Origin of the sequence: Streptococcus mitis, assembly GCF_946188695.1 — a bacterium.
Classification (GTDB): Bacteria; Bacillota; Bacilli; order Lactobacillales; family Streptococcaceae; genus Streptococcus; species Streptococcus mitis_DF.
The window spans coordinates 1-25,454 of the sequence record NZ_CAMHWI010000010.1; the positions used below are offsets into that span (position 1 = coordinate 1).

Annotated in this window: 20 protein-coding genes; 14 read left to right on the forward strand and 6 right to left on the reverse strand. The window is 42.0% G+C overall.

Features of this window, described 5'->3' with window-relative positions:
• The coding region (locus tag N8L33_RS05510) for a MiiA motif-containing surface protein (protein ID WP_261059117.1) at positions 1–1,545 on the forward strand (1,545 nt) is incomplete at its 5' end.
• 113 nt (positions 1,546–1,658) lie between these two features.
• Here the strand turns inward: N8L33_RS05510 and N8L33_RS05515 are convergent.
• Positions 1,659–3,755: a GH92 family glycosyl hydrolase gene (locus tag N8L33_RS05515; RefSeq protein ID WP_261059120.1), complete on the reverse strand. Its 2,097-nt coding sequence runs from the start codon at positions 3,753–3,755 to the stop codon at positions 1,659–1,661.
• A gap of 170 nt (positions 3,756–3,925) precedes the next feature.
• Between N8L33_RS05515 and N8L33_RS05520 the strand changes: the two genes are divergently transcribed.
• The 11 genes from N8L33_RS05520 to N8L33_RS05570 all read left to right on the forward strand — a co-directional run bounded on the left by N8L33_RS05520 (position 3,926) and on the right by N8L33_RS05570 (position 17,961).
• A complete protein-coding gene (locus N8L33_RS05520) occupies positions 3,926–5,206 on the forward strand; it encodes a glycoside hydrolase family 125 protein (protein ID WP_261059121.1) in 1,281 nt (426 codons plus the stop codon).
• A 90-nt stretch (positions 5,207–5,296) separates the two neighbouring features.
• On the forward strand, positions 5,297–7,942 hold the full coding sequence (locus tag N8L33_RS05525) for an alpha-mannosidase (protein ID WP_261059122.1): 2,646 nt from the start codon (positions 5,297–5,299) through the stop codon (positions 7,940–7,942).
• A gap of 83 nt (positions 7,943–8,025) precedes the next feature.
• Positions 8,026–8,895: an ROK family protein gene (locus N8L33_RS05530; protein WP_261059124.1), complete on the forward strand. Its 870-nt coding sequence runs from the start codon at positions 8,026–8,028 to the stop codon at positions 8,893–8,895.
• Positions 8,889–10,769: a beta-N-acetylhexosaminidase gene (locus N8L33_RS05535; protein WP_261059126.1), complete on the forward strand. Its 1,881-nt coding sequence runs from the start codon at positions 8,889–8,891 to the stop codon at positions 10,767–10,769. The genes N8L33_RS05530 and N8L33_RS05535 overlap by 7 nt, the downstream gene beginning before the upstream one ends.
• A 208-nt stretch (positions 10,770–10,977) precedes the next feature.
• Positions 10,978–11,907, forward strand: a complete 930-nt coding sequence (locus N8L33_RS05540; protein WP_061758970.1) for an ABC transporter permease — start codon at positions 10,978–10,980, stop codon at positions 11,905–11,907.
• Positions 11,908–11,920: 13 nt separating this feature from the next.
• Positions 11,921–12,844, forward strand: coding sequence for a carbohydrate ABC transporter permease (locus N8L33_RS05545; RefSeq protein ID WP_023945674.1), 924 nt, complete (start codon positions 11,921–11,923; stop codon positions 12,842–12,844).
• Positions 12,845–13,099: 255 nt separating this feature from the next.
• Positions 13,100–14,584 (forward strand): ABC transporter substrate-binding protein, encoded by a 1,485-nt coding sequence (locus N8L33_RS05550; protein WP_261059127.1) that lies wholly within the window; start codon positions 13,100–13,102, stop codon positions 14,582–14,584.
• A gap of 234 nt (positions 14,585–14,818) precedes the next feature.
• Positions 14,819–15,508 (forward strand): CPBP family intramembrane glutamic endopeptidase, encoded by a 690-nt coding sequence (locus tag N8L33_RS05555; protein WP_261059129.1) that lies wholly within the window; start codon positions 14,819–14,821, stop codon positions 15,506–15,508.
• 55 nt (positions 15,509–15,563) lie between these two features.
• The gene (locus N8L33_RS05560; protein WP_261059199.1) at positions 15,564–15,860 is read left to right on the forward strand and encodes a bacteriocin immunity protein; all 297 of its coding nucleotides are present in this window, start codon (positions 15,564–15,566) and stop codon (positions 15,858–15,860) included.
• Positions 15,861–15,991: 131 nt separating this feature from the next.
• Complete coding sequence (gene trhO / locus N8L33_RS05565) at positions 15,992–16,978, forward strand: oxygen-dependent tRNA uridine(34) hydroxylase TrhO (RefSeq protein WP_261059130.1); 987 nt, start codon at positions 15,992–15,994, stop codon at positions 16,976–16,978.
• Between the two features lie 122 nt (positions 16,979–17,100).
• Positions 17,101–17,961, forward strand: coding sequence for a DUF4299 domain-containing protein (locus N8L33_RS05570; protein ID WP_261059132.1), 861 nt, complete (start codon positions 17,101–17,103; stop codon positions 17,959–17,961).
• Positions 17,962–18,031: 70 nt separating this feature from the next.
• Here the strand turns inward: N8L33_RS05570 and N8L33_RS05575 are convergent, their stop codons facing one another.
• The 5 genes from N8L33_RS05575 to N8L33_RS05595 all read right to left on the reverse strand — a co-directional run bounded on the left by N8L33_RS05575 (position 18,032) and on the right by N8L33_RS05595 (position 22,307).
• Positions 18,032–19,096: a DUF6574 domain-containing protein gene (locus N8L33_RS05575; RefSeq protein WP_261059133.1), complete on the reverse strand. Its 1,065-nt coding sequence runs from the start codon at positions 19,094–19,096 to the stop codon at positions 18,032–18,034.
• 58 nt (positions 19,097–19,154) lie between these two features.
• A complete protein-coding gene (locus N8L33_RS05580) occupies positions 19,155–20,102 on the reverse strand; it encodes a DUF4097 family beta strand repeat-containing protein (protein WP_261059134.1) in 948 nt (315 codons plus the stop codon).
• Positions 20,095–20,688 (reverse strand): DUF1700 domain-containing protein, encoded by a 594-nt coding sequence (locus N8L33_RS05585; RefSeq protein WP_261059135.1) that lies wholly within the window; start codon positions 20,686–20,688, stop codon positions 20,095–20,097. The genes N8L33_RS05580 and N8L33_RS05585 overlap by 8 nt, the downstream gene beginning before the upstream one ends.
• Positions 20,675–21,001, reverse strand: coding sequence for a PadR family transcriptional regulator (locus tag N8L33_RS05590; protein WP_000273858.1), 327 nt, complete (start codon positions 20,999–21,001; stop codon positions 20,675–20,677). Before N8L33_RS05590 ends, N8L33_RS05585 begins: the two co-directional genes overlap by 14 nt.
• 139 nt (positions 21,002–21,140) lie before the next feature.
• The gene (locus N8L33_RS05595; RefSeq protein ID WP_261059139.1) at positions 21,141–22,307 is read right to left on the reverse strand and encodes a CynX/NimT family MFS transporter; all 1,167 of its coding nucleotides are present in this window, start codon (positions 22,305–22,307) and stop codon (positions 21,141–21,143) included.
• Positions 22,308–22,457: 150 nt separating this feature from the next.
• Here N8L33_RS05595 and N8L33_RS05600 point away from each other — a divergent pair, with 150 nt between their 5' ends.
• Entirely contained in the window at positions 22,458–23,495 is a 1,038-nt protein-coding gene (locus N8L33_RS05600) for a glycosyltransferase family 2 protein (RefSeq protein ID WP_374702229.1), read from the forward strand.
• A gap of 67 nt (positions 23,496–23,562) precedes the next feature.
• A complete protein-coding gene (locus N8L33_RS05605; RefSeq protein WP_060805906.1) occupies positions 23,563–25,413 on the forward strand; it encodes a polysaccharide biosynthesis protein in 1,851 nt (616 codons plus the stop codon).
• Positions 25,414–25,454 lie beyond the last annotated feature (41 nt).

Sequence of the window (25,454 nt, forward strand, 5' to 3'; positions counted from 1 at the left end):
GCAGTCAACCCAGGATCTAAAGTTGTAGTAGACGATAAAGGAAACGCAACAGTAACAACACCAGAAGGAAATACAGCCGTAATTCCAGCAGCAGACGTAACTAAGTCAGCAGCAGATGCAGGAAAAGCAAATGCAGGAAATGCAGTAAACACACCAGCAGCTAAGGTAGAAGTTAAAGATCCAGCTAACTTAACAGACGCTGAGAAGAAAGCGATCGAAGATAAAGTTAAAGCAGTCAACCCAGGATCTAAAGTTGTAGTAGACGATAAAGGAAACGCAACAGTAACAACACCAGAAGGAAATACAGCAACAATTCCAGCAGCAGACTTAACTAAGTCAGCATCAGACGCAGGTAAAGCAAATGCAGGAAATGGAGCAAATACACCAGCAACTAAGACAGTAGTTAAAGATCCAGCTAACTTAACAGATGAAGAAAAAGCAAAAGTTAAGAAAGCAGTAGAGGATGTAAACCCAGGATCAACTGTAGTAGTAAATGATAAAGGTGATGTAATCGTTACTAAAGGAGATGGAACAGTATTAGTAATCCCAGAACTTGACTTAGTAATTCCAGAAGATAAATTAACTGATCCAACTCAACAAAATGGTGTAAATACACCAGCAACTAGAGTGTTAGTTGGAGATAAAGCTAAATTAACAGCTGATGAAATTGAAAAAGTTAAAGAATCAATTAAAGCAGTCAACCCAGGATCAACTGTAGTAGTAGACGAAAACGGAAATGCGACAGTAACAACTCCAGAAGGAAATACAGCAACAATTCCAGCAGCTCAATTAGTTAAAGATGCTAAAGATGTTGCAGCTAAGAACAATGGTGAAAACATCAACGTTGACTTCGAAAAAGAAACAGTAGCAGACTTCAATAACTTAACAGATGCAGAAAAAGAAGCTGCAAAAGCTAAGATTAAAGGAGCAAATGCTGATGTAGTAGAAGTTATCTTCGACAAAGCAGGAAACGCAACTGTAATTACTAAAGATGGTAAAGTTTACACAATCGTAGCTAAAGATATCTTTAAACAACGTCCATATGTACCATCAAATGGTGGAGGCAATAACGGAGCTACTAACACTGACGCAAAAGTGGATAAAGCTAAGTTAGAAGGTGCTATTCGTCAATTAGATGAATTGATCATCAAAGAATCAGCTAAGTTTGATGCAGAAACTGCAAAAGAAGCGAATGCATTATCAGCAGATGCTAAGAAAGTATTTGCTAATGCAGACGCAAGTCAAGCAGAAGTGGATGCAATGGTTAAACGTATCGAAGACTTCATGGCAAAAGTTGCTTCATCAACTGATCATGCAACTCCAGCTAACGACCAAGCTGCTCAAAAACCAGCTGTAGCCCCAGCTACTGCTCAAGCAGCAGCTAATGCTAGCCAAGAAGCAGCAACAAACGCGCGTAAAGCAGCTAAAGAATTGCCAAATACAGGTACAGCAGATTCTACTGTAGCTATGGTAGCAGCTGCCGCAAGTGCATTACTTGGTCTTGGTCTTGCAGGCCGTCGTCGTAAAGAAGACGAAGAAGCTTAATTGGTAGATTGTTTGATAAACATCAGATGATAAATCCGATTTTCAAAGCTTAAGCAAGTACCTCTCATAAGAAAATCTCCTAGCAGGAAAGTCTGCTAGGAGATTTTTGTATTTCAGGAAGTGGACGGCTGACTTGGTAACCAGCTGAGGGTGAAGGTTAGCTGATCAGCTTTTAGGAGGTCTTGGTGTTGAATAGTTGATACTAGAGTTGTGTCCAGTCGGCATTCTTTGACAAAGTTAAAATGGTTGTGGTTTTGCTCAGTATGAATATCTAGCCATTTATCTTCTTTAGCGAGATAGATTCGGAGGTGGTCAAAGAGAGGGATTCCGAGATCATAGCTTGGTTTTCCTGGACAGGTCGGATAAAATCCGAGAGCTGACCAGATGTACCAGGCCGAGAGACTACCATTGTCTTCATCGCCAGGATAGGCTTCCCAACTTGAGTGAAAGGCCTTCTGACGGAGAGTCTTGATGAGAAGGGCAGTGTAGTCAGGGTAATCGCTGTAGCGGAAGAGATAAGGAATGTGGAAGCTTGGTTGGTTGGAAATAGCGAGTTGTCCAAAAGGAGCAGTAGCCATTTCGCTCATTTCGTGAATTTCGTAACCATAGCCTGTTGTCTCAAAGAGGGGAGCATCTTGACAGGCTTTTAAAAGGTAGAGACTAAAGGCTTCTTTTCCACCCATAAGCTGGATCAAGCCTGGGATATCGTGGAGGACACCTAGGGTTGCTTGAATGGCAGAGCATTCGGCATAGTCTCGCCCCCAACTATAGGGAGAGAAGTCAGGGCGGAAGTTGCCTCGATTGTCTCGCGCTCGCATGTAACCTGTTTCAGCGTCAAATAGATGGCGGTAATTTTGTGACGCAGTTCTATAAGTTTCCGCGATGTCATTCTGACCAAGTTTTTCGGCACAGCTGGCGATACAAAAGTCGCTATAGGCATAGTCAAGAGTGTGGCTGACGCTTTCGTGGTGGTCGGTAGAGAGGTAGCCCAGTTCTTGGTATTGGGCTAGTCCGTGGCGGCCATTGATGCCGAGAGGATCGGCCTTGCTGGCTGTTTCGAGCATAGCTTGGAGGAGTTCTTCTTCCAAGTCGGGAGCCATGTCCTTGCAGGCGCTATCTGCGATAATGCCGTCTAAAAGGGTACCTGGCATCATGCCCCGTTCATCTGGGGCTAGCCATTTTGGGAGGAAACCAGTATCGCGGTAGCTATTGAGAAAGCCTTCTAAAAAGCAGTGATAGTGTTCAGGTATGATAAGGGCAAAGAGGGGGAAGGTGGTCCGGAAGGTATCCCAGAAACCATTGTTACTGAAGAGAACACCGGGCTTGACAGTGCCAGTAGCCAGATCTTTGTGGATGGCTTGCCCTGATTCGTCAACCTCATAAAAAATCTGTGGGAAGAGGAAGAGTCTGTAGAGACAGTGATCAAAGAAGGTTCGGTCAGCTTCTCCTGTCTCTATAACGTCAAAACGATGGAGGAGATTTTCCCAATCCGCTTGTGCACTTGCTTTACAGCTATCAAAATCTTTTTGAGGTAGATTAAGCAGTGCTTGAGAAGGCGAGATGAAAGAAGTGGCTAGCTGAATCTCAGCATGGTTGCTTGCTAGGTCAATTCGCCAGTCACCACCTTCTGGGCTGACAGCAAGAATATCCGTATTCATTTGCAGGACAGTGAATAGTTTTAGCGGATTTTTGTTGGTTTCAGTTTTACCTTCTTGTCGCAGGGCAAGAGTTCTCTTATTTACTTGCTCTACTGTCAGTTCATCTACCGCGTGAAGATAGAGGGAGAGGGCTTTGCCTTGCTTTTGCTCTAAATGAATAGAAGCGCCATAGCAAGTCGGTGTAAGCTGGCTTTCAATCTGATAGCGCAGGGAGAAAATCTTCAGATAATGAGGTTGGAAAGAGGCCTTATCCCTATCATAGGAAGACTGGCGGTGGAAGAGGCTGTCTCCACCTAGTTGGCCTGTGACAGGTGTCAGGAGGAGCCAAGAGTAGTCCCCAATCCAAGGACTAGGCTGGTGGGTTAATCGAATCCCCTGAAAGATGGGCAAATGTGGATCGAAAAACCAAGCTCCCTCCTGGTCACTGGCCTGGGGCACAAAGTAATTCATCCCAAAAGGTACGCCTGTGTAAGGCAGGGTATTTCCTCGAGAAAAGGCATGTTTGCTGACAGTTCCAAGGCGGGTATCGATGGTTTCAAGTAGTGGTTTCATAGTCTTTCCTTTAGCTGTTTTTCTACATTATATCAGAAAAAGAGGACCTTTAGAAAAGGAGTTTTAAAGATAACTATTTTGTAGAAAAATGACTATCATTTGTGTATGTATTTTCTGTCCCAAAAGCTATATACTGAAAATGAAACTTGTTTGAAAGAGGAAATTGCACGATGATTTATTCGAAAGAAATTGTTAGAGAATGGCTGGATGAAGTAGCAGAGCGGGCCAAGGACCATCCGGAGTGGGTGGATGTTTTCGAGCGTTGCTATACAGACACCTTGGACAATACGGTTGAAATCCTAGAAGATGGTTCAACTTTTGTCTTGACTGGGGATATTCCTGCTATGTGGCTTCGGGATTCAACAGCCCAACTCAGACCCTACCTGCATGTTGCTAAAAGAGACCCTCTCTTGCGCCAGACCGTTGCTGGTTTGGTTAAGCGTCAGATGACCTTGATTCTCAAGGATCCTTATGCCAATTCCTTTAACATTGAGGAGAACTGGAAGGGTCACCACGAGACTGACCATACCGACCTTAATGGCTGGATTTGGGAGCGCAAGTACGAGGTAGACTCGCTTTGCTATCCTTTGCAGCTGGCTTATCTCCTCTGGAAAGAGACTGGCGAGACTAGTCAGTTTGATGAGACTTTTGTCAAAGCGACTAAGGAAATTCTTCATCTGTGGACGGTGGAACAAGACCACAAGAACTCACCTTATCGTTTTGTTCGAGATACAGACCGCAAGGAAGATACTCTGGTAAATGATGGATTTGGCCCTGATTTTGCAGTGACAGGCATGACCTGGTCAGCCTTCCGTCCGAGTGATGACTGTTGCCAGTATAGTTACTTGATTCCGTCCAATATGTTTGCTGTAGTAGTCTTGGGTTACGTGCAAGAAATCTTTGCAGAACTAGACCTAGCTGATAGCGAGAGTATTATTGCTGATGCTAAGCGCCTCCAGTCTGAAATCCAAGAAGGAATCGAAAACTACGCTTACACCACCAACAGCAAGGGCGAAAAGATTTATGCCTTTGAAGTGGATGGTCTAGGAAATGCTAGCATCATGGATGATCCAAACGTACCAAGTTTGTTGGCGGCGCCTTATCTGGGCTACTGTTCGGTCGATGATGAAGTGTATCAAGCAACTCGTCGCACCATTCTGAGCCCTGAAAATCCCTACTTCTACCAAGGAGAATACGCTAGCGGTCTCGGAAGTTCTCATACCTTCTATCGCTATATCTGGCCAATCGCCCTTTCTATCCAAGGCTTGACAGCTACAGATAAAGCTGAGAAAAAATTCTTGCTAGATCAGCTAGTTGCTTGTGATGGTGGGACAGGCGTTATGCACGAAAGCTTCCACGTAGATGATCCGACCCTCTACTCACGTGAATGGTTCTCTTGGGCCAATATGATGTTCTGTGAATTGGTCTTGGATTACTTGGATATCCGCTAAGGAACACGCTTTAGCGCAACTGATTCTTGTTAGAATCACAAATTTACATTTAAAACGTTAAAATTTAAATTTAGAATGAGGTTTTACTTCATGGAAAATGTTGTTGTACATATTATCTCACATAGTCACTGGGACCGTGAGTGGTACTTGCCTTTTGAAAGCCACCGTATGCAGTTGGTGGAATTATTTGACAATCTCTTTGATCTCTTTGAAAATGACCCTGAGTTCAAGAGCTTCCACTTGGATGGTCAAACTATTGTCCTTGATGACTACTTGCAAATTCGCCCTGAAAATCGCGACAAAGTCCAACGATACATCGACCAAGGCAAACTTAAAATAGGTCCCTTTTACATCTTGCAGGATGATTATTTGATTTCAAGTGAAGCCAATGTCCGCAATACCTTGATTGGTCAAGCAGAATGTGCAAAATGGGGCAAATCAACCCAGATTGGTTACTTTCCAGATACCTTTGGAAATATGGGACAAGCGCCTCAAATTCTTCAAAAATCAGGCATTCATGTGGCAGCTTTTGGTCGTGGTGTGAAGCCGATTGGATTTGACAACCAAGTCCTCGAAGATGAGCAGTTTACTTCTCAGTTTTCAGAAATGTATTGGCAGGGTGCGGACGGAAGTCGTGTCCTCGGGATTCTCTTTGCCAACTGGTACAGTAATGGGAATGAAATTCCAGTTGATAAAGACGAGGCCTTGACCTTCTGGAAACAAAAACTGGCAGACGTGCGTGACTATGCTTCAACCAACCAGTGGTTGATGATGAACGGCTGTGACCATCAGCCCGTCCAGAAAAATTTGAGTGAAGCCATTCGTGTGGCAAATGAACTCTTCCCAGATGTAACCTTTGTTCATAGTTCTTTTGATGAATATGTCCAAGCCGTGGAAAGTGCCCTACCAGAGCAATTATCAACGGTTACAGGTGAGTTGACCAGTCAGGAAACAGACGGCTGGTACACACTTGCCAACACTTCTTCATCTCGTATTTATCTCAAACAAGCCTTCCAAGAAAATAGCAACCTCCTAGAGCAAGTTGTAGAACCCTTGACGATTATCACTGGGGGCCACAACCACAAGGATCAGTTGACCTATGCTTGGAAAACACTTTTGCAGAATGCGCCGCATGATAGTATCTGTGGCTGTAGCGTGGACGAAGTTCATCGTGAGATGGAGACACGTTTTGCCAAGGTTAACCAAGTCGGAACCTTTGTTAAGAGCAATCTTCTTAATGAATGGAAGGGTAAAATCGCTACAGCTAAGGCTCAAAGTGATTATCTCTTTACTGTCATTAACACAGGCTTGCATGATAAGGTCGATACTGTCAGCACAGTGATTGATGTTGCGACTTGTGATTTTAAGGAATTGCACCCAACAGAAGGTTACAATAAGATGGCTGCTTTAACCTTGCCAAGCTACCGTGTGGAGGATTTGGATGGTCGTCCTGTAGAGGCTAAAATCGAAGATCTCGGAGCTAATTTTGAGTACGATTTACCAAAAGATAAGTTCCGCCAAGCTCGTATTGCTCGTCAAGTGCGCGTGACCATTCCAGTTCACCTAGCGCCACTTTCTTGGACAACTTTCCAATTGCTGGAAGGAGAGCAAGAACACCGCGACGGTATTTACCAAAACGGAGTGATTGATACGCCATTTGTAACGGTGAGTGTGGATGACAATATCACAGTTTATGACAAGACAACTCACGAAGCCTATGAAGATTTTATCCGCTTCGAAGACCGTGGGGACATCGGAAACGAGTATATCTATTTCCAACCAAAAGGAACAGAGCCAATCTATGCAGAGCTTAAGGGCTACGAGGTCTTGGAAAACACAGCTCGCTACGCTAAGATTTTGCTCAAACATGAATTGACCGTGCCTGTCAGTGCAGATGAAAAGCTAGAAGAAGAGCAAAAAGGCATCATCGAGTTTATGAAGCGTGAGGCTGGACGATCAGAAGAATTGACAAGCATTTCTCTTGAAACTGAGTTGACTGTCTTTGTTGACAATCCACAAATCCGCTTTAAGACTCGCTTTACTAATACCGCTAAAGACCACCGTATCCGTCTCTTGGTCAAGACTCATAATACGCGTCCAAGCAATGATTCTGAAAGCATTTATGAGGTGGTGACACGACCAAACAAACCAGCTGCTTCATGGGAAAATCCTGAAAATCCTCAACACCAACAAGCCTTTGTCAGCCTGTATGATGATGAAAAAGGTGTGACTGTATCCAACAAGGGATTGAATGAATACGAAATCCTTGGAGACGACACCATTGCCGTGACTATTCTGCGTGCATCAGGTGAGTTGGGTGACTGGGGCTACTTCCCAACACCAGAAGCTCAATGCTTGCGTGAGTTTGAAGTCGAGTTTGCGCTTGAATGCCACCAAGCCCAAGAACGCTTCTCAGCCTATCGTCGAGCTAAAGCCTTGCAGACACCGTTTACCAGCCTTCAGCTTGCTAGACAGGAAGGAAGCGTGGCTGCGACTGGTAGCCTCTTGAGCCATTCTGTTCTCAGCATACCGCAAATCTGTCCAACAGCCTTTAAGGTAGCTGAAAATGAAGAAGGCTATGTCCTTCGTTACTACAATATGTGTAGTGAAAATGTACGTGTACCGGAAAGTCAACATCTCTTCCTTGACCTGCTTGAACGACCATATCCAGTTCATAGAGGCCTCATTTCACCACAAGAGATTCGTACAGAATTCATCAAAAAAGAAGAAATTTAATTTCAAAAAGTAAACATAAAAAGAAAGGAGGGGCGAAAAGGTAAGAACTAACTGCTGATTCGCCCCTTTTTATGGTAAAAACAATGACCATTGCAACAATTGATATCGGAGGGACTGGGATTAAGTTTGCCAGTCTGACTCCTGATGGGAAAATACTGAATAAGACAAGCATTCCAACGCCTGAAAACTTGGAGGACTTACTAGCTTGGCTAGACCAGCGCTTGTCAGAGCAGGATTACAGCGGGATTGCTATGAGCGTTCCGGGCGCGGTCAATCAAAAAACTGGTGTGATTGATGGCTTCAGTGCCGTCCCTTATATCCACGGTTTTTCTTGGTATGAGGTGCTTAGCTCTTATCAGATTCCTGTCCATCTGGAAAATGATGCCAACTGCGTTGGACTCAGTGAATTACTAGCTCATCCAGAACTTGAAAATGCAGCTTGTGTCGTGATTGGGACAGGGATTGGCGGAGCTATGATTATCAATGGCAGACTTCATCGCGGTCGCCACGGTCTGGGTGGGGAATTTGGCTACATGACCACCCTTGCCCCTGCTGAAAAGCTCAACAACTGGTCGCAACTAGCGTCAACTGGAAATATGGTGCGCTACGTGATTGAAAAATCTGGTCAGACTGACTGGGACGGTCGCAAGATTTACCAAGAGGCCGAAGCAGGAAATGCCCTTTGCCAAGAAGCCATTGAGCGCATGAACCGCAATCTGGCGCAAGGCTTGCTCAATATCCAGTATCTGATTGATCCAGATGTCATCAGTCTGGGAGGCTCTATCAGTCAAAATCCAGATTTTATTCAAGGTGTCAAGAAGGCTGTAGATGACTTTGTTGATACCTACGAAGAATACACGGTCGCACCAGTTATCCAAGCCTGCACCTATCATGCAGATGCCAATCTCTACGGTGCCCTTGTCAACTGGCTACAGGAGGAAAACCAATGGTAAGATTTACAGGAATTAGTGACAAACAAACTCAGGCAATCGACTTGCTAACAAAGCATATCTCTTTACCAGATGTGGAAGTGGCAGTTTTTCAGTCTGACCAAGCCTCTATCTCTATCAAGGGTGAGGATGGTCACTATCAATTGACCTACCGCAAACCTCACCAACTTTATCGTGCCTTGTCCTTGTTGGTAACAGCTCTAGCAGAAGGTGATAAAGTAGAGATTGAGGAGCAGGCGGCTTATAAAGATTTAGCCTATATGGCAGACTGTTCGCGAAATGCGGTGCTGAATGTGGCTTCTGCCAAGCAGATGATTGAGGTCTTGGCTCTCATGGGCTACTCAACCTTTGAGCTTTACATGGAAGACACCTACCAGATTGAAGGGCAGCCTTACTTTGGCTATTTCCGTGGAGCCTACTCAGCTGAGGAATTGCAGGAAATCGAAACTTATGCCCAGCAGTTTGACATGACCTTTGTGCCCTGTATCCAGACCTTGGCTCACTTGTCAGCCTTCGTCAAATGGGGTGTCAAGGAAGTGCAGGAACTCCGTGATGTAGAGGACATTCTTCTCATTGGCGAAGAAAAGGTTTATAACCTGATTGATGGCATGTTTGCTACTCTATCTAAATTGAAGACTCGTAAGGTCAATATCGGGATGGACGAAGCCCACTTGGTTGGTTTGGGACGCTACTTGATTCTGAACGGTGTTGTGGATCGTAGTCTCCTCATGTGCCAACACTTGGAGCGCGTGCTGGATATTGCTGACAAATATGGTTTCCACTGCCAGATGTGGAGCGATATGTTCTTTAAACTTATGTCAGCAGATGGCCAGTACGACCGTGATGTGGAAATTCCAGAGGAAACGCGTGTCTACCTCGACCGTCTCAAAGATCGTGTGACCTTGGTTTACTGGGACTATTATCAGGATAGCGAGGAAAAATACAACCGCAATTTCCGCAATCATCATAAGATTAGCCATGATCTTGCCTTTGCAGGGGGAGCTTGGAAGTGGATTGGTTTCACACCCAACAACCATTTCAGCCGTCTCATTGCTCTTGAAGCCAATAAAGCCTGCCGTGTCAATGATATCAAAGAAGTCATCGTGACGGGTTGGGGGGACAATGGTGGTGAGACCGCTCAGTTTTCTATCCTACCAAGCTTGCAAATCTGGGCAGAACTCAGCTATCGCAATGACCTAGACCGTTTGTCTGCTCACTTCCAGACCAATACAGGCCTATCAGTTGAGGATTTTATGCAGATTGACCTTGCTAACCTCTTGCCAGATCTACCAGGCAACCTCAGCGGCATCAACCCCAACCGCTATGTCTTTTATCAGGATATTCTCTGTCCGATCCTTGACCAGCACATGACACCTGAACAGGACAAACCGCACTTCGCTCAAGCTGCTGAGACGCTTGCTGACATTAAAGAAAAAGCTGGCAACTATGCCTACCTCTTTGAAACGCAGGCCCAGTTGAACCAGATTTTAAGTAGCAAAGTGGATGTGGGACGACGCATTCGTCAGGCCTATCAAGTAAACGATAAAGAAAGTCTGCAAGAAATTGCCAGACAAGAATTACCAAAACTTAGAAGCCAAATTGAAGACTTCCATGCCCTCTTTAGCCATCAATGGTTGAAGGAAAACAAGGTCTTTGGCTTGGATACGGTTGATATCCGTATGGGAGGACTCTTGCAACGCATCAAGCGAGCAGAAAGTCGCATCGAGGCTTATCTGGCAGGTCAGCTGAACCGTATCGATGAGCTAGAAGTGGAAATCTTACCATTTACTGACTTCTACGCAGACAAGGATTTCGCAGCTACAACAGCCAACCAGTGGCATACCATTGCGACAGCTTCAACGATTTACACGACTTAAAAACAAGAACAGTGTCCCTTGTTCAGAGTGTTTCCCGTGAAACATCCCTTTCTTCAAAAGTACTCCACATAAAATAATTTGTGGAGTTTTTTCTATAATTAGTAGTTTAACCTAACCTGCAAATAGGAGTATACTAATAATGTAATCGTTATCAAAAGTCTAAAAAGGAATTTTTAGATGGATATCAAAATAAAAAAGGGAGGAAATTATGAATAAGTTTTCAAAAACCTTGAGAGACAACTGGATCTTTCTCTTGATGGTTTTACCAGGGGCACTCTGGTTGATTCTATTCTTCTACATTCCAGTATTTGGGAACGTGGTTGCCTTTAAAGACTACCACATGACCAGTAATGGATTCATAGATAGTATCATGAATAGTAAATGGGTTGGACTAGATAACTTCAGATTCTTATTTAGTTCAAGAGACGCCTTTATTATCACACGAAATACTGTCCTCTACAATCTTGGCTTTATCTTTATTGGCTTGATTGTATCAGTAGGGATTGCCATTATCCTCAGTGAGCTCCGTTCTAAGAGAATGGTTAAAATCTTCCAAACTTCCATGTTGTTCCCTTACTTCTTGTCTTGGGTTATCATCAGTTTCTTTACAGATGCCTTCCTAAACATTGATAAAGGGGTGTTCAACCATTTATTGGAAACTCTTGGTCTCAAAGAAATCAATTTCTATGCTGACTTGGGTATCTGGCCATATCTCCTACTTTTCCTAGGTATTTGGAAAGGCTTTGGATATAGCAGTGTCATGTACTATGCGACAATCATGGGAATTGATCCAACCTACTACGAAGCAGCAACAGTGGACGGGGCCAGCAAATGGCAACGAATTCGTAATGTAACCATTCCGCAGTTGACACCATTGGTAACCGTATTGACTATCCTTGCAGTCGGAAATATCTTCCGTGCAGACTTTGGTCTCTTCTACCAAATCCCACATAATGCTGGTCAGCTTTATAACGTAACCAACGTCTTGGACGTATATGTTTATAACGGTTTGACTCAGACAGCGGATATCGGGATGGCTTCAGCGGCAGGTCTTTACCAATCAGTTGTCGGTTTGATTCTGGTTATCCTATCAAACTTACTTGCAAGACGAGTTGATCCAAACTCAGCCTTGTTCTAGAAAGGAGGAGAATATGGCAGAAAAGAAAATTAAAAAAGAAAAAATTGATAATGTCGGCATTCACTCCTTCAGTAAGAAAGCGGATATCTTCTTCAGTATCATTTCGGGTTTGATCGCCCTATCTTGTATCCTACCCTTTGTATTCGTTATCGTGATTTCGGTGACAGATGAAAAGAGTATCCTGCAAAATGGATATAGCTTCTTCCCATCTCAATTTGGCTTAGACGGTTTTGAGTTCTTGGCACAGTTTAAGGATAAAATCCTACAAGCCCTCTTCATCTCAGTATTTGTAACAGTGGTGGGGACTATCACAAACGTTTTTATCACAACAACCTATGCCTACGCCATCTCACGGACAACCTTTAAGTATCGCAGATTCTTTACGATTTTTGCCCTTCTTAGTATGTTGTTCAACGCTGGTTTGGTACCAGGCTATATTGTGGTGACTCGTTTACTTCAACTCGGTGATACAGTTTGGGCCTTGATTGTTCCAATGCTTCTCTCACCATTTAACATCATCTTGATGCGTTCCTTCTTCAAGAAGACCATTCCAGAAGCCATTCTAGAATCTGCTCGTATCGATGGTGCCAGTGAAGCCCGGATCTTCTTCCAAATCTGTTTGCCATTGTCATTACCAGGTATCGCAACCATCACGCTCTTGACAGCTCTTGGTTTCTGGAATGACTGGTTCAACGCCCTTCTTTATATCAAGAGTGATAACTTGTATCCATTGCAATATTTGCTCATGCAAATCCAACAAAATATGGACTACATCGCCAAAGCAGTCGGCCTTTCAGGTCAACTGGGAGTTGCTCTACCGAAAGAAACAGGCCGTATGGCCATGGTTGTGGTCGCAACCCTTCCAATCGCAATCTTGTATCCATTCTTCCAACGCTACTTTGTAAAAGGTTTGACTATCGGTGGTGTGAAAGAATAGTGCTTGTTGAGAAAAATATTTCTCAGTTCCCAACTTCCCTTGTGTGAAGTTAATACTCTTCGAAAATCTCTTCAAACCGCGTCAACGTCGCCTTGCCGTAGATATATGTTCCTGACTTCGTCAGTTTCATCTACAACCTCAAAACAGTGTTTTGAGCAGCCTGCGACTAGTTTCCTAGTTTGCTCTTTGATTTTCATTGAGTATAAGATCATTACATTGTTTATAAGTTTAAAAATAAAAAAAGGAGTTTTTGTCATGAAAAACTGGAAAAAATATGCTTTTGCATCTGCTAGCGTAGTCGCTTTGGCTGCTGGTCTCGCTGCTTGTGGAAACCTTTCAGGTAACAGCAAAAAAGCTGCTGACTCAGCTTCAGGTGAAAAAACTGTTATCAAAATGTACCAAATCGGTGACAAACCAGATAACTTGGATGAATTGCTAGAAAATGCTAACAAAATCATCGGTGAAAAAGTTGGTGCTAAATTGGATATCCAATATCTTGGATGGGGTGACTATGATAAGAAAATGTCAGTTATCACATCATCTGGTGAAAACTACGATATCGCCTTTGCATCTAACTATGTTGTAAATGCTCAAAAAGGTGCCTATGCTGACTTGACTGACTTGTACAAGAAAGAAGGGGCAGAACTTTACAAAGCACTTGACCCAGCTTACATCAAAGGTAACAGCATTAACGGTAAAATTTACGCAGTTCCAGTTGCAGCCAACGTTGCATCATCTCAAAACTTTGCCTTCAACGGAACTCTCATTGCTAAATACGGTATCGATATTTCAGGTGTCACTTCATACGAAACACTTGAACCAGTCTTGAAACAAATCAAAGAAAAAGCTCCAGATGTAGTGCCATTTGCAGTTACTAAGAACTTCATTCCATCTGATAACTTTGACTACCCAGTTCCAAATGGACTTCCATTCGTTATTGACCTTGAAGGGGACACTACTAAGATTGTAAACCGTTACGAAGTACCTCGTTTCAAAGAACACTTGAAGACTCTTCATAAATTCTATGAAGCTGGCTATATTCCAAAAGACGTAGCAACAAGTGATACTTCATTTGACCTTCAACAAGATACTTGGTTCGTTCGTGAAGAAACAGTAGGACCAGCTGACTACGGTAACAGCTTGCTTTCACGTGTTGCCAACAAAGATATCCAAATCAAACCAATCACTAACTTCATTAAGAAAAACCAAACAACACAAGTTGCTAACTTTGTTATCTCAAACAACTCTAAGAACAAAGAAAAATCAATGGAAGTGTTGAATCTCTTGAACACTAACCCAGAACTCTTGAACGGTCTTGTTTACGGTCCAGAAGGCAAGAACTGGGAAAAACTTGCAGGTAAAGAAAACCGTGTTAAAGTCCTTGATGGCTACAAAGGAAACACTCACATGGGTGGATGGAACACTGGTAACAACTGGATCCTTTACATCAACGAAAACGTTACAGACCAACAAATCGCAGACTCTAAGAAACAATTGGCTGAAGCTAAAGAATCTCCAGCGCTTGGATTCATCTTTAACACTGACAATGTGAAATCTGAAATCTCAGCAATATCTAACACAATGCAACAATTCGATACAGCTATCAACACTGGTACTGTAGACCCAGACAAAGCTATTCCAGAATTGATGGAAAAATTGAAATCTGAAGGTGCCTACGATAAAGTATTGAACGAAATGCAAAAACAATACGATGAATTCTTGAAAAACAAAAAATCATAAGATCAATTGATTTCGTGTATTCATTCCTAATTCCTAAAAACTGAATCACTGTTTTCCTCAGGCTTATCTGGGGGAGGCAGTGATTTTTTGAAACAATAACATATATATCCATGTTTTCTCTTATCCCTATTTAACCATTCAGGAAATCTCAAGAACCATTTAGGATTTGGAGTAAGGATTTGGGCAAATATGGCTTATATTAGAGATGTCTCGAGTTTACAAAGGAGGGTTCAAATGAAAAAGTATCAGCTTCTACTCAAAATAAGTGCAGTCTTCTCTTACCTGTTTTTCGTATTTGGACTTGCTAAGCTGACGCTTATTGTTCAAAATTATTGGCAATTTTCTTCCCAGATTGGCAATTTCGTCTGGATTCAAAATATCTTGAGTTTGCTATTTAGTGGAGTCATGATTTGGATTCTGGTTAAGACAGGCCATGGTTATCTCTTTCGCATTCCAAGAAAAAAATGGCTTTGGTATTCGATTTTGACAGTATTAGTGGTAGTGCTCCAGATTTCTTTTAACGTTCAGACAGCTAAATATGTTCAGTCAACTGCTGAAGGTTGGGCTGTATTGATCGGTTATAGTGGGACCAACTTTGCTGAGCTAGGTATCTATATAACTTTGTTCTTTCTGACTCCACTTATGGAAGAGCTGATCTATAGAGGATTACTGCAACACGCCTTTTTTAAGCATTCGAGATTTGGCCTTGATTTGCTTCTTCCGTCAATTTTATTTGCTCTTCCTCATTTTTCAAGCCTGCCTAGTCTGTTAGATATTTTGGTCTTTGCAACAGTTGGAATCATCTTTGCTGGTTTGACCCGCTATACCAAGAGTATTTATCCATCCTATGCGGTGCATGTGATCAATAATATTTTCGCAACATTACCATTTTTGCTGACTTTTTTACACAGGGTATTTGGGTAAATACTGGCACGAGCGTTAGGAATGATAGTTATTCAATTTAAGGAGGGAAATAAGAATAACACCATTAAAATGGTTTGCTGGAGGAAGTGAAAGGCGTTGTGAAGCTATGACTATCATAGACTATCTAGTAGAAGATATAAAGGATGCGCCTCAATTGCCTCCCTTGAAAAATCAATTAGTGATTTATAAAAGACGATTAGAGGACGATGGGACCTCTACCCCATTTATATTGAGTCAAATGAATGTTGACATCTCACGTATGTTAATTGACAATAAGCTGATTCTGTCAGAAAGTCAAGCTGAGCAGATCAAAAAATTGAGAGAACTATCTGCGATTCGCTATGGTTACTGATGAAGTGCAGGGATAAATCCCTTTCTACAATTTCCAGTCAAATAAATTGCATTCGCTTTCTCAAGCAGGTATACTAGTATAGTTAGATGAAAAATTCTGAAAATTTAAGAATAGAAAAGAGAACAAATCTTATGGCAAAAGATATTCGTGTCTTACTTTACTACCTTTACACTCCAATTGAAAATGCAGAGCAATTTGCTGCAGACCACTTGGCTTTCTGTAAATCAATCGGCCTTAAAGGTCGTATCCTAGTTGCTGACGAGGGAATTAACGGAACAGTTTCAGGTGATTATGAAACAACTCAAAAATACATGGACTACGTTCACAGCCTCCCAGGCATGGAAGATCTCTGGTTCAAGATTGATGAAGAAAATGAACAAGCCTTCAAGAAGATGTTCGTTCGCTACAAGAAAGAAATTGTCCACCTTGGTTTGGAAGACAACGACTTTGACAATGACATCAACCCACTTGAAACAACAGGTGCTTACTTGTCTCCAAAAGAGTTCAAAGAAGCCCTTCTTGACGAAGATACAGTTGTCCTTGACACACGTAACGATTACGAGTACGACCTAGGACATTTCCGTGGGGCTATCCGCCCAGATATCCGCAACTTCCGTGAGTTGCCACAGTGGGTTCGTGACAACAAAGAAAAATTCATGGACAAGCGCGTCGTGGTTTACTGTACAGGTGGCGTTCGCTGTGAGAAATTCTCAGGCTGGATGGTCCGTGAAGGCTACAAAGATGTCGGCCAATTGCACGGAGGAATCGCAACTTACGGTAAAGACCCAGAAGTCCAAGGTGAGCTTTGGGATGGGAAAATGTACGTCTTTGACGAGCGTATTGCCGTAGATGTTAACCATGTCAACCCAACTATCGTAGGAAAAGACTGGTTTGATGGAACACCATGTGAACGTTATGTCAACTGTGGAAATCCATTCTGTAACCGTCGTATCTTGACATCAGAAAAAAATGAAGACAAGTACCTTCGTGGATGCTCACACGAGTGCCGTGTTCACCCACGTAACCGCTATGTTTCAGAAAATGAATTGACACAAGCAGAAGTTGTCGAGCGCCTAGCCGCTATTGGTGAAAGCTTGGATCAAGCAGCTACAGTATAAGATCAAACAGTCCTTAGGGGCTGTTTTTCTATGCTTTTTACTCAAAAATCTAAAGTTTGTTTCTGTATCTTTCAGAAAAATAAGGTATACTATATGTAAACGATTTCAAAAGGAGTTCAGTTATGACGAAAACATTTTTTATTCCAAATAAACAGAGCATTTTAGGAGAACAGGAGATTTTGACTGCCAAGTCTATCTTGTCCTTGGTAGACGGTTTGGAGTCACATAGCTATGATGCTGTCTATCTCCGTCAGCCTCTTAATCGTCTCGAGTATATCGAGTGTGCGATAGTGGGGCAATCACAATTTCTTTTTAAGGTTAGTTATGCTGATGGTCAAAAGGCTTACCGTGTCGATCTTCCTGACCTACTAACGCAGACAGACTGGGAGATCATCAAGTCATTTTTAGATGCTTTGCTTGCTTATACAGGAACTGAGATTGAAGGGCTAGATGGTTTTGACTTTGAAGCTTATTTCCAAGCAAGTATTCAAGCCTATCTGACAGACACTGTAGCCCGTTTTACGATTTGCCAAGGAATTTTTAATCCTATTTTCTTTAGTCATGAGGATTTGAAAAGCTTTTTAGAGGCAGATGGCTTGGCTCAGTTTGAAGCGCGTGTGCGTGCGGTTCAAGAGACGGATGCTTACTTTGCAAGAGTTTCCTTCTATCAGGATGGAGAAGACCAAGTGCACGGTGTTTACCATCTGGCTCAAGGTGTCAAGACAGTATTACCGAGAGAACCATTTGTTCCTGCTGCCTATATTGAGCAATTGGTGAATAAGGAAGTGCAGTGGGAGATTGACTTGGTTCAAATCACAGGAGACGGCTCTAAACCAGAAGACTATGAAGCTATCGCTCGCTTGGACTATGCAAAATTCCTAGAGTCACTACCATCAGCATCTTACCACCAACTAGATGCTAATCAATTAGAAGTGCAACCCATCTTAGACAAAGATTTTAAAGCATTAGCACAAGAAAAGTAAAGTAGAAGCAGGTCAATCGACTTGCTTTTTAGCATATAAAAAATCCTGCCATAAAAGACAGGATTGAAGTTTAAAGAAAGGCCAAGATACGAAGATAATCCCCAATCAGTGCGACTTCAGCTACAAAGAAGAGGAGGATAATGACTCCGTTCACAAGGACAGACAAGAATAATTGATAGAAGGAGTCGGTTTCACTTGCTTGACTTGGTCTTGTAATGATATGGAGACTGGCAAGCAGAATGATTCCAATGCTAATCACACACAAGAGGGCTGTAAATCGCAGGCTGTCAAAGAAGGCAAAGAAACTAGCAGTGGCAGTGAGGAAGATTGGAATTGCCAAGAGTTGACTATATTGTTGGAGAACCTTTTCTAGCGTCCAGTTTTTTTCTTGGTGGATAAATCGTCTCACAACGAAACTACCCAAGATGAATGAAAAGAAGAAGAGTGTTGTTGCTACTAGGATAGAGATAATCGAAAATAGATTTAATGAAGCAAATTGTTCAGGGAAGTGATTATGCATAGTTGCTATATGTCCATAGTAAGCATGTTTGATGTGGTAGATACTAAAGAAAAAGGAAGACGCAGAAAACAGAATGAGCAAGAGAAAGGCTGTGTAACTGTGTGTGCTACTTGTTTCAATATTGCTCGTAGGAGATTTGAGAGCTTCCACTAGCCAAGACCAAAAATCAAGCGCTTGCTCTTTCCATCTATCCGTAGATTTTGGAGCTTGGTCGGGAATATAGGGACTTTCTAAGGATTGACTGAGAAGAAGGGGCTCTTTCGTGGTTGGTTTTTGCTGAGGAAGTGCTTCTTGACTCTCTTCAGCTATAGTGACTTTTTCTGTTTCTTTAGAAAGGTCTTGCTCTTCCTCCGTAGAATCTAATGCTTTCTTTTCTTCTATTTCTGTTCTCGCTTCACTGTCTTCAGGAGTTTCAATTTTCTCTTCTTGCTGGCTTTCTAGTTCGGCTTCAGCTTGAGAAACTTCCTCCTCTACTTGAGTATTTTTTTCAATTGGTGTATCGAGATCGGCTATCGTTTCTTCAGCCTTGTCTGTAACATTTTGGGACTGTTCATCAGGCTTGTTCTTGCTTGTTGTTTTTACAAAATCATTACTTTCAAACCATTCTTGTTTCATGAGGAACCTCCTTTTTGGTTGTTTTTTTATTTTACATTAGCAGATGTAAGCGCTTTTGTCAACGATTTCTAGAAGAAGACTCGTGTTCCTCTGATTTGAGTAGATAGATATCCTGTTCTGCTCTTGCCATGAGTTGATCTTTTGCATCTGCTTTTTCTGTTTTATAAGGATTGCTTAATCGTTCATCTTTGTTTTCTTTGTTTTTAAACGAACGTCTTCCTTCTCTTAAAAAATGAAGAATAGAACCATGTTTTGTTGAAAGATCTAAGTTGATTCTTTGTTTTTCTTCTTCGGAAAGTAGCAGTTGTAGGTCTGTTTTCGCCATCAATTCCACCTTACCGTGTACTTGGATTTTTTCAGCGTGGAAGTGATTTTCTGTTGACTCTAGCTGACTATCTGTCAGTTCTGTGCTAAAGATATTGATGATATTTGGTGTTGTGAGTTTACTGTTTTTGATACGACTTCCTTCAATTCGGAGGAGATAGCTGTTTGTATTGAGGGTCGCATTTTCAAGGCTAGCATTTATGATGGTGGTTTGTCCACGATTGGCTGACACGTTGATCCCTTTTAGACTTCTTCCTTTTGGAACTTGGAGAATAACTTCTTCAAAACGACGAGAGTAGCTACTTGCGATATGGAGAATCCCGCCAATTCCAGAAGAGAGAAATGGGGTTTCAGACAGTTTCTTATCAGTGAGGCTTAGAGTTTTGTCGTTTTGATTCGTAACAAGATCATGGTGAGCAGAGAGTGATGGATGGTAAGAAATGTGGATTTGATCATCCAAAGAGTCTGTGATGGTGAGCGCGTGTTGGTGGAGAGTAATTTCTAGGTTTTCGACTTCCTTGCCAAAGGTTAGCTCTTCCATCCGGCTATCATAGACAGGTTCTTTGGACATGGCCAGTAGGCTCTTAATTCCGTCAGATTGGATGCCTACAAAGAGCAGGACAAAGCCGATAACGGTAGTCACCACACCAAAAATGAGAAATCCTTTTGTCAATTTACGCATGCTGGTCACCTCTCTTTCCCTTTTTAAGAACAAATTGCACCAGGCGAACAATGAGTAGGCCGAAGAAGCGAGCTACATAGGAAATACCTAGTAAAACTAGTGAAGAAGCACCGATAGCTAGTAAACCAGAACCGAAAATCAAGATAAAGGCTGATTTAGCTTGGGTTAGGACAGTGAAACTTTCAACTAAAAATAGGAATCCGCCAATGATACCAAGTATGGAAATCGCAAAGAAAGCTAGAATGACAGTCAAGGCTGCCACAAGGATTGCGAACAGGGACACGAGGATGGCGATTCCCAGAGGAATACCGATGGGTGCTGCAAGGAGAGCTAACAAGGCGATATGCAAAATTTGTCGGTTATTCTTTTGAGCAGGTGCTTCATTGATTTTTTTATCGAGAAGATTGGAGAGAACTTCGTGGGCCGCTTCTTTGGGAGTTCCTAAGCTAGCGATGAGTTCTTCTTCTCCATCGACTCCAGCATCGTCAAAGAGTTCCCTGAAATAGTCCATGGCTTCAATTTGGTCAGCCTGAGGCAGTTTTTTGAGATAGAGTTCTAGCTGAGTCAGGTATTCAGTTCTTGTCATGGCGGATACTCCCTTCTATGATGCCATTGATGGTGTCTGTATAGAGTGCCCATTCATCTTTTAGGGTCACGAGCTGTTCTATACCACCATTTGTCAAGGAGTAGTATTTGCGCATGCGACCTTGGAACTCTCTAGAATAGGTTGTCAGAAAGCTATTGCCTTCCAATTTTTTGAGAATGGGATAGAGTGTAGATTCTTTGATATTAGCGATCAGCTTAATGGTTTGGCTAATCTCATAACCATAAGAATCATCCTGCTCCAGTACGGCCAAGATGAGAAATTCAATCAAGGCAGAGGATGTTGGAAAGTACATGGGGAACCTCCTTTTCTAATGTGTAAGATTTTTATATATAATTTTTCTATACATACATTGTACATCTAAAAGAAAGCCCTGTCAAGAAAAATGTGTAAAATTTTTATATATAAAAAAACTTCTAGACAAAACTAGAAGTTTAGAGGATTTTATCGGCTCTGTCCACTGTAAAGAGGGCCACAGTCATCAGGATATCGACGAGTAAGAGGGCAGCTACAGCTGGCACCCAAGAGTGGAAAAAATCAAAACTGTAACCAAAGAGAGTCGGTCCAAAGGCTGCCAGGATATAGCCTCCTGTTTGAGATAGACCGGACAATTGGGCTGTCTTTTCAGGGGCGCTTGTCTTGAGTGAAAAGTTGACCATGAGATAGGGGAAGAGGGCGCTGGTTGCGGTTCCGATGAGGAGATGGATGGCAAGCCAGTAAAAGAAATTACCGACTGGGAAGAAGAGCATGGAAATGCCGACCACACCAGCTAGTGAAACCAAAGTGAGCATGAGCTGACGGTTGCGAGTTGACAAGCTGGTTGTCAGGCTTGGGATGGTCATTGAAAAAGGAATGCTAATCAGCGAGAAGATAGAAGTCAGCAAGCCAGCTTCGTGACTGGATAGGCCTGCGTGGATAGCCATGGTAGGTAGCCAGGTCATAGCTGTGTAAAAGAGCAAGGATTGAAAACCTGCAAAGACAATCACTGCCCAGACCTGTTTATTATGCATGACCTTTGCTTTGCTTTTTTGTTTGGTTTGTGGAGCCAGTCTGTGATTATAGCGGTGATTTGGGAGCCAGACCAAAAAAGTTGCTAGGCAGAGCAGGGTGAGGAGGATGATAAGTCCTTTCCAAGAACTGGCTTGTGTAATAGGTACAGCCAGATAGGAGGCCAGAGCCGTCGCAATCCCCATAGACGTTACATATAAGGTGGTCAGAAAACCAATCTTCTTTGGTTGATTGGCTTGGATAAGACTAGGAAGCAGAACATTGATGACTGCGATACTTGCCCCAACCATCAAGGTTCCTAGATAGAGCAGGGGCAGATTGATTAGTCGAATAAGTGAGCCAATGGTCAAGAAGAAGAGACTATAGGTAAAGAGATGTTCTAAGCCAATTTTCTGAGCCAGTCGGGTAGAAAAGAGTGAGAAGAGGGTAAACATGAGGAGAGGAAGGCTGGTCAAGACACCAAGCGAACTAACTTCGACTCCCAGCCCTTGCGAAATATCTCCCAAAATAATGGGTAAAACAGTAAAAGGAGTCCGCAAGGAAACACCAATCAGGATAATACCTGGAACAAAAAAGAGTGATTGCTTTTTCATATAATACCTCTTCTAGCTGATTTTAATAACAGCTTATTTTAAGGCTTTTTCCCTATAATGTCAAGTAAGGTTTCTGGCTTTCAAGATAAAAATGGGAAAGTCTTGAAAATTATGATAAAATAGTGGAAGGAAAAATTCAGGAGAGTAGTAGTGACTCAAAATGTTGAAAGTCTTCTCGTATCCATTGTAATCAGTGCATACAATGAAGAAAAATACCTGCCTGGTCTAATTGACGACTTAAAAAATCAAACCTATCCTAAAGAAAATATTGAAATTCTATTTATAAATGCTATGTCTACAGATGGGACAACAGCCATCATTCAGCAATTTATAAAAGAAGACACAGAGTTTAACTCAATTAGATTGTATAACAATCCTAAGAAAAATCAAGCTAGTGGTTTTAACCTGGGAGTTAAACATTCTGTAGGGGACCTTATTTTAAAAATTGATGCTCATTCAAAAGTTACTGAGAGTTTTGTAATGAATAATGTGGCTGTTATTCAACAAGGTGAATCTGTCTGTGGGGGACCTAGACCGACGATTGTTGAAGGAAAGGGAAAATGGGCAGAGACCTTGCATCTTGTTGAGGAAAATATGTTTGGCAGTAGCATTGCCAATTATCGAAATAGTTCCGAGGATAGATATGTTTCTTCTATTTTTCATGGGATGTATAAACGAGAGGTTTTCCAGAAGGTTGGTTTAGTAAATGAGCAACTTGGCCGAACTGAAGATAATGATATTCATTATAGAGTTCGAGAACATGGTTATAAAATCCGCTATAGCCCAAGTATTCTATCTTATCAGTATATTCGACCAACATTCAAGAAAATGCTGCATCAAAAGTATTCAAATGGTTTGTGGATTGGCTTGACAAGTCATGTTCAGCCTAAGTGTTTATCATTATTTCACTATGTTCCTTGTTTATTTGTTTTGAGTCTTGTGTTTAGTCTAGCATTGTTACCGATCACATTTGTATTCATAACTTTACTATTAGGTGCTTATTTTCTACTTTTGTCATTACTCACTTTGCTGACTTTATTAAAACATAAAAATGGATTTCTAATTGTGATGCCCTTTCTTTTATTTTCCATTCACTTTGCTTATGGCCTTGGAACGGTTGTAGGTTTAATTAGAGGATTTAAATGGAAGAAAGAGTACAAGGGAACAGTAATTTATTTGGAAAAATAAGCCAAATAAATTAAAATGTGCTACAATAACAATATAGTAAAACTCTTTTAAGGAGGAGTAAATTTCTATGAATAAAAAACTCACAGATTATGTGATTGATCTGGTGGAAATTTTAAATAAACAACAAAAGCAGGTTTTCTGGGGAATATTTGATATTTTGAGTATGGTGGTTTCCATCATTGTATCTTATATCTTATTCTACGGCTTGATTAATCCAGCACCTGTTGACTACATCATCTATACGAGTTTGGCCTTCCTGTTCTATCAATTGATGATTGGATTTTGGGGATTGAACGCTAGTATCAGTCGTTACAGCAAGATTACGGATTTCATGAAAATCTTTTTTGGTGTGACTGCCAGCAGTGTCTTGTCATATAGTATCTGCTATGCCTTCTTGCCACTCTTTTCAATCCGTTTCATCATTCTCTTTATCTTGTTGAGTACCTTCTTGATTTTGTTGCCACGGATTACTTGGCAGTTAATCTACTCTAGACGCAAAAAAGGAAGTGGTGATGGGGAACACCGTCGAACCTTCTTGATTGGTGCTGGTGATGGCGGAGCCCTCTTTATGGATAGTTACCAACATCCAACCAGTGATTTGGAACTTGTTGGTATTTTGGATAAGGATGCGAAGAAAAAGGGACAAAAACTTGGTGGGATTCCTGTTTTGGGTTCATATGATGAATTGCCTGAATTAGCCAAACGCCATCAAATCGAGCGTGTTATCGTTGCGATTCCGTCGCTTGACCCGTCAGAATATGAGCGTATCTTGCAGATGTGTAATAAGCTGGGTGTCAAATGTTACAAGATGCCTAAGGTTGAAACCGTTGTTCAGGGACTTCACCAAGCAGGTACTGGCTTCCAAAAAATTGATATTACAGACCTTTTGGGCCGTCAGGAAATTCGTCTTGACGAATCGCGTCTGGGCGCAGAACTTACTGGAAAAACTATCTTGGTTACAGGTGCTGGTGGCTCAATCGGTTCTGAAATCTGTCGCCAAGTTAGCCGTTTCAATCCTGAACGTATCGTCTTGCTCGGTCACGGGGAAAATTCAATCTACCTTGTGTATCATGAATTGATTCGTAAGTTCCAAGGGATTGATTATGTACCTGTGATTGCGGACATTCAAGACTATGACCGTCTGTTGCAAGTCTTTGAACAGTACAAGCCAGCTATTGTTTATCATGCGGCAGCCCACAAGCATGTTCCTATGATGGAGCGCAATCCAAAAGAAGCCTTCAAAAACAATATTCGTGGAACTTACAATGTTGCTAAGGCTGTTGATGAAGCCAAAGTACCTAAGATGGTTATGATTTCGACAGATAAGGCGGTTAATCCACCAAATGTTATGGGAGCAACCAAGCGCGTGGCTGAGTTGATTGTCACTGGATTTAACCAACGTAGCCAATCGACCTACTGTGCGGTTCGTTTTGGGAATGTTCTTGGTAGTCGTGGCAGTGTCATTCCAGTCTTTGAGCGTCAGATTGCTGAAGGTGGTCCTGTAACGGTGACAGACTTCCGCATGACCCGTTACTTTATGACCATTCCAGAAGCTAGCCGTTTGGTTATCCATGCTGGTGCTTATGCTAAAGATGGAGAAGTCTTTATCCTTGATATGGGCAAACCAGTCAAGATTTATGACTTGGCTAAGAAAATGGTCCTTCTAAGTGGACACACTGAGAGCGAAATTCCAATTGTTGAAGTTGGAATCCGCCCAGGCGAAAAACTTTACGAAGAACTCTTGGTATCAACCGAACTTGTTGATAACCAAGTTATGGATAAGATTTTCGTTGGTAAGGTTAATGTCATGCCTCTAGAAGCCATCGATCAAAAGATTGAAGAGTTCCGCACTCTCAGTGGAGATGAGTTGAAGCAAGCTATTATCGCCTTTGCCAATCAAACAACCCACGTTGAATAAAAAAGAAAAATGCATATTATCAGGTCTGAAGAACCTTGGTA